5 protein-coding genes are annotated in these 5,398 nt (G+C 65.4%); 3 read left to right on the top strand and 2 right to left on the bottom strand.

Annotation, left to right across the window (positions count from 1 at the left end; genetic code table 11):
* Nucleotides 1-174 precede the first annotated feature (174 nt).
* Nucleotides 175-810, bottom strand: a complete 636-nt coding sequence (locus ACFV20_RS36430; RefSeq protein WP_073772423.1) for an RNA polymerase sigma factor — start codon at nt 808-810, stop codon at nt 175-177.
* A 688-nt stretch (nt 811-1,498) separates the two neighbouring features.
* Between ACFV20_RS36430 and ACFV20_RS36425 the strand changes: the two genes are divergently transcribed.
* On the top strand, nt 1,499-1,687 hold the full coding sequence (locus ACFV20_RS36425) for a hypothetical protein (protein WP_143203777.1): 189 nt from the start codon (nt 1,499-1,501) through the stop codon (nt 1,685-1,687).
* A 101-nt stretch (nt 1,688-1,788) separates the two neighbouring features.
* On the opposite strand, the gene ACFV20_RS36420 is transcribed toward ACFV20_RS36425, so the two are convergent.
* The gene (locus ACFV20_RS36420; protein WP_158072203.1) at nt 1,789-1,959 is read right to left on the bottom strand and encodes a hypothetical protein; all 171 of its coding nucleotides are present in this window, start codon (nt 1,957-1,959) and stop codon (nt 1,789-1,791) included.
* Between the two features lie 1,643 nt (nt 1,960-3,602).
* On the opposite strand from ACFV20_RS36420, the gene ACFV20_RS36415 reads away from it, so the two are divergent.
* Both ACFV20_RS36415 and ACFV20_RS36410 read left to right on the top strand, forming a co-directional pair.
* A complete protein-coding gene (locus tag ACFV20_RS36415) occupies nt 3,603-4,352 on the top strand; it encodes a transposase family protein (protein WP_385665362.1) in 750 nt (249 codons plus the stop codon).
* Nucleotides 4,353-4,685: 333 nt separating this feature from the next.
* Nucleotides 4,686-5,117 (top strand): hypothetical protein, encoded by a 432-nt coding sequence (locus ACFV20_RS36410; RefSeq protein ID WP_073772426.1) that lies wholly within the window; start codon nt 4,686-4,688, stop codon nt 5,115-5,117.
* The last annotated feature ends 281 nt before the right edge of the window (nt 5,118-5,398 follow it).

Below are 5,398 nucleotides of genomic sequence, written 5' to 3'. Positions count from 1 at the left end.
GGCGAGGCCTTCCCCCCTCCGGTCGAGTTCCCCGACGCCGCCCTTGGAACTTTGGACCGCACAGAATGTCTCGGCCAGCAGGTCCTGAAGGGCGGCGTCGGACTCCCTCTTGAGGTAATCGGCGGCCTGACTCAGACGCTTTGTCAGGGCGTCCATTGTCTGCCTCCTTCTTTTTTACTGCTCTCCGAGAATTTCACGCAAGAGCTTCAGAGCCTTGAGGTGGTAGCGGCTAGCAGTCTTCGGAGCAATGTTTCCAGATTCGGCGAACGCTGCCACTGTGGCTCCGTCGATATAGACGGCGGTAATCAGATCCCGAAGCGTATCGGGAAGCTGATCGATCGCCTTCAGAACCTCACGCGCGTTCTCGGCCACGATGAGCTCATCGTCAACCATCCCGTCACCGGCCGCGTCATAATCGGCGAGGTCGGTCGGCACGTACCCGTTCGACTTCTTCTTCAAGAAGTCGTAGTACTCGTGCCTGACGGCGGTGTACGCCAGAGCCCTCTGGTGGTTCAGGTCCTTGGGACCGTGGGCCAGCAAACTGGTCCAGATCTTGAGGTAACCCGACTGCACCAGATCCTGCGCCTGCGCATGGTTCCCGCACAGACGGAAGGCGTGCCGGTAGAGCATGGTTTCGGTCTCCGCCACGAACCGAGTGAACTCTGCGTCGAGCATGCAGATCGCACCGAGCGTGTCGTGAGAGCCGATGGCGGAGCCGAAGGCTCCCTTGCATTCCTGCACGACGGCCGTCTGCTCGGGGAAGGCCCCGAGCAGGCAACGCGTCGTGCACAGAGACGTCGTGGAGTACACGGCTTCCCCATTCATTTGCCCGACCCCGGCAGGAGGGCCGGGAGGCGGGTGCGCGATGCGATTGCGCCGCACACCTCGTTCTACGAGGGTACGAAGACGCTCGGACACCCCCGGACACATCCTTTTTCCGGACCCCCACCGTCCGGTCCGACCACAGGGTGTGAACAGGCGAGCCCATGGCAGCCGGCCATCCCCACGATGGACATCCGGCGGAAGCGGCTTGGTCACCGCGCGATAGCCATGATCACTACTGCGGTGCACTCTGAGCAGAAAGAGCGCTCCCATTCCTGGTGATGACCATCCGATGTCACCGGCGCACCCATTCACAGGGCCCGCCAGGAGCGCCGGAGTCCAGTCCCCTGCCCCGGTCGGCCCTCCGGCCGCCGCGACGCCCTCAATGGCCAGCGCAGCATCGCCCCCTCCCCCGTGACCATGCCCGCGCCCCACTCACCGCCGAGGAGCCGCTCCGAGACCGAGCCGCACCACCACCAAGAGCACCGGAACGGCCCCGCCCGCTGGCCACCGCCCCGGCAAGGCAACGCCCTCTTGCTCCCGCTGGTGCGGAGAAAGAGGTGTCGGAACGGCCCGGCCGCTGACCCACCGGCCCCGACCTGCGGCGACGGCCCACCCCGGAAACCCGGTACGCAACCTGTTGCACAACCCGTTACGCGACATCGAAAACAACCCGATGGACAACCCGCTGCACAACCAGCCCCCGCGCCGGGCAGAGGGACAGGTCCCCGAGCCCGACCGCCGCCGACCGGCACACCACCGCCACCCCCCGCACGACAACGGAATGACCTACACCGACAACCGCGACCACCACCGCCAACAGAACGCCCAGCAACAGCACCCCAACCACCCGGGGCGGCGCTGACCCAATCCCCGACCCCCGCAGGTCACAGCCCGCAGGCAAGCCTGCCCCGCCCCCGGGCAAGCCCTTCTCGAAGGAAGGCATGCCCCGCAGGACGCGGGATCTCACCGGAACACGATCGGGACGATGACCATCCCGACCGCGGCCATACCGCCGAGCCCGACGAGCATCGGGATTGCCGCCTCCTGGTAACAGCGCACGAGATCGACGAGCAGGGCCACAACCAGGACGGCGAGGACCAGGAGCACGGCGACGAGCAGGACGAGCGAGGACATGGGGCGGCTCCCTCCGCGTAAGCGCGACTGGTGGGCACTTGGCGGGCAGGGGCTAGCGGCGCGACCCTGACGCCCTGGAGCCGGGAGCCGTGGTCCAGGGAAAACCAGGACGCTAGATTGCTCGTGCGGTGATCAGTTCACGAAGCGGGGCGGGGCGGCATGACGAACAGCGACTCGAAGTTCGACGCAACACCTTCCTCGCCACGGCGCCCGCTGGGCTCCGGCCCCGCCACTCCCGCGCCCTCCGTCCGCGCCACAACCGCGGACATCCTCGAAGCCCTCCCCAGCATCCGCCTCCCCGACCTCGACAACCTCCGAGCCCGAGGAGCCCTCGGCACACGCCCCGCGCCCCTCCCCGGCCCCCGCCGTACCCTCGGCACAGGCACGAACGAAACACCACCCTCAGCGCCATAACCCCACCAGCCCACCCAGGAACAGGCCGACTGCGGTACACCGCCTTCATGACACCAAGCCCCCCGCAAATGCACCGCTCCGCGTCGGTCACCTGGGCACAAGACACCACCTGACGTCAACGGCTGGCCACCGCCATAGACCACAGAGCTGCAGAAAAACGCCCTGCCTGATCAACCCTCACCGCCACCAATCCACCGACATATCGCAGGGATTTTTCCGTCTTTCTAGAAAGGCTTCCCGACGCCCGGGGCGGGCGACCGGTATGGCGCCGGTGACGAAACGCCCGCCCCGGGCGACCCCCACCGGCCACTGACCGCCCCAGGCACGCACGCCAACCACCAGGAATCGCGAGGGCCCAGATTTCCCCGTCGCTTCCGTGCTGGCTCAGCTCAAGGGCTTTGTCTCCACCGGCGGCAACCATCCCGGCCAACCGCCTAATGCTCAGGTCTGCACTTCGGGGACGGAGCCCCCGGGGGGGGCTGCGGGAGAAGGGCAGCACTGGCCACCCACCTCCAACAGCCCCGCCACTCCCGCCCTCATCAAGCCCTGACGCCGCCGGGTCATACCTTCCAGCAGCCGCTGAAGGCGCTACTCAGCCGCTTTTATTCATACCTCCAGTCTTACGAAGAATGACAACAATTGCTGCAACAAATTCAACAAAAGCAAAAGAAATCTGAACGTACAGAGAGGCTCCCACGATTTCGAGGGCTAGCTGACAGGCAAGGAAATAAACAGCCAATATAATCTCGTGACGCTTTCCAAATTTACGCATATATTTACTCCATTAGTTTCTATTTTTGACATACCTAGGCTCCTTTACGGTTCCTGGGGGTCCAGAGAGGGGCTCATTCCCCCCTCGATACTTATTACTGTACGGCATTCGAGGGCTATGGGCAACAGCCTCTAAAACGGCCAGAATGCCCCTTCAGGGAAATCCATAATTACTTTGGACTCATGGACTGGGCCGCATTTATTGATTTCTTGAACTTTTATCCAGGGCGCGTCTGAGGCCAGCTGACGACCCTGCCCAGCCCTGCACGCTGCCGGCGGAAGGGAGAGCTGAAGCTGTCGCTCATCTGCGATGTACCGCTCTCATGACAGTGAGCGTTTTCAGCGTGGCTACTGATCGGGTGACGCCGGTCAGGTCGAGGTGGGGGCCGCAACGCACAAGGCCCCCGTGCCGTTGAGGGAGGTGTTCGACGTCTCAACCCACCGGCACTGGAGCCCTGTTGGTTCCCTATCCTGCCGCACTCGACCTCCCTCACGCTCTGGTCGAGTGGGTCACCATGCTCGTCGTCACCCGCGAGGGTGACCGCCGCTGCAAGCTCCCGCCGCACCAACGTGCGCTCGTCGCTCTGGTGTACCTGCGCCGCCACAACACCCTCGCCCGGATCGCGGCCGGGTTCGGGATATCCCTCGGCACCCCCCACGCGTACGTCACCGTCGTGACCGGCCTGCTCTCCGAACGAGCCCCCGGCCTCCTCAAGACGCTGCGTGAGCACGATCCGGAGTTCGTCCTGCTGGACGGAACCCTTGCCGAATGCGACCGCGTCGGCGACAGCCGGGCGGACTACTCGGCCAAGCACCGCCGGCACGGCGTGAACGTCCAAGTCGTCACCGATCCGACCGGCGAGCTGCTATGGATCTCGCCCGCCCTGCCGGGCCGCACTCACGACCTCACCGCGGCCCGCACCCACCGCATCATCCGGATCTGCGAACGCCAGGGCGTCCCCGTCCTCGCCGACCGTGCCTACACGGGCGCCGGCCCCTGGGTCACCACCGGACTCAAACGCCCGCCGGGCGGTGAACTCACTCTCACCCAGCGCACCGTCAACCGAGCCCTGGCCGCGGCGAGGGCACCGGTCGAACGCGGCATGGCACGGCTGAAGTCCTGGCAGATCTTCCGCAGATCCCGCATCAGCCCCAACCGCATGACCCTCATCACCAAAACCGTCCTCACCCTGGAGCGGCAACGCTGAAAATGCTCAGTAAATGCGTACACCTCACCTCTGCGGCCGGAATCGTCCGCCGCAGGTCGCGGTGATCACGGTAGGGGCTCTGCCGCAGTAAATCCGGCATTTACTGCGGCGGCTCTGTCCGGGACGTAATCCGGACAAGGCCCGGACCAGCCCGGACAGTCGGCGACTGTCCGGGACAGTCGGCTCTCGTTGTTTCAGCCTGCCGATGTCAGCAGTCTGTGTGGTGCCTGGCTGGCCAGACGGTCGCCACGGCACGGCCCGCTGCGTCGATGAACAGCTCTCAACGCAGCGGGCTGGACCTGAGTTGGAAACCGGCCCTGAAGGAGCTCGCCCATGCGTGCACGACATACTTTCGTGACTGCTGCTCTCAGCAGCATGCTTGCTCTCGGCGCGATGGTCGCGCCCACCCATGCGGCAACGCCGAACCCATCCGCCAGCGTGGCGAACGAAGCACCGAACTTCACGCCGTCGAACGCCCCCATCGGCACCCTGGCCTGCAATGCCGAGCCCACGTCGAACGGTTTTGGGGGCGCGGACGTAACAAGGTCCATCGCTCTCAGGTCCGGCCCGAGTAGCGCCTGCGGCGATGTCTCCTCCAGGCTCTATGTGGGCCAACGACTCGGCGGCTGGTGCCGGTACCAGAACCCGTCCTCGGGATATTGGTGGTACTACGTCAGCACGGGAGGCGCGGCGCCCTACGGCTGGATCTATGAGGGGAACATCTCCGGAGAGGAGACGATCGAAACGCCCTGCAATGACTACTGACGCGCTCGCTTCCGTGAGTTGACGCCAAGTCATTTGGGGTCTGCCTGGTTCTGTCAGGCAGGCCCCGACCGGACACCGGACTGCCGAGAGACTGACTACCTCCCTGGCCAGCAGGCCGGACTCCCTCCGGGTCTCAGGGGAACGCACGGGATGTCGCACAGACAGGCGGTGCCCGCACCCCAAAAAGAAGGGTGGGGGGCCCCCATCGACTGTTCGGCCCGTGGGCACCCGAGGGGGGCCCCCGGGGGCCGCCGTGAAACAGCCGGTTATAGGGGAGCCGC

The sequence above is a fragment of the Streptomyces sp. NPDC059696 genome, assembly GCF_042733745.1.
In the GTDB taxonomy this organism is placed as follows: domain Bacteria; phylum Actinomycetota; class Actinomycetes; order Streptomycetales; family Streptomycetaceae; genus Streptomyces.
This window is presented reverse-complemented; position numbering and strand designations above follow the sequence as displayed.

Coding starts and splice junctions, on each gene's coding strand:
- ACFV20_RS36420 (WP_158072203.1), bottom strand. CDS start 1,959: ATGTCCTCGCTCGTCCTGCTCGTCGCCGTGCTCCTGGTCCTCGCCGTC.
- ACFV20_RS36425 (WP_143203777.1), top strand. CDS start 1,499: ATGGACAACCCGCTGCACAACCAGCCCCCGCGCCGGGCAGAGGGACAG.
- ACFV20_RS36410 (WP_073772426.1), top strand. CDS start 4,686: ATGCGTGCACGACATACTTTCGTGACTGCTGCTCTCAGCAGCATGCTT.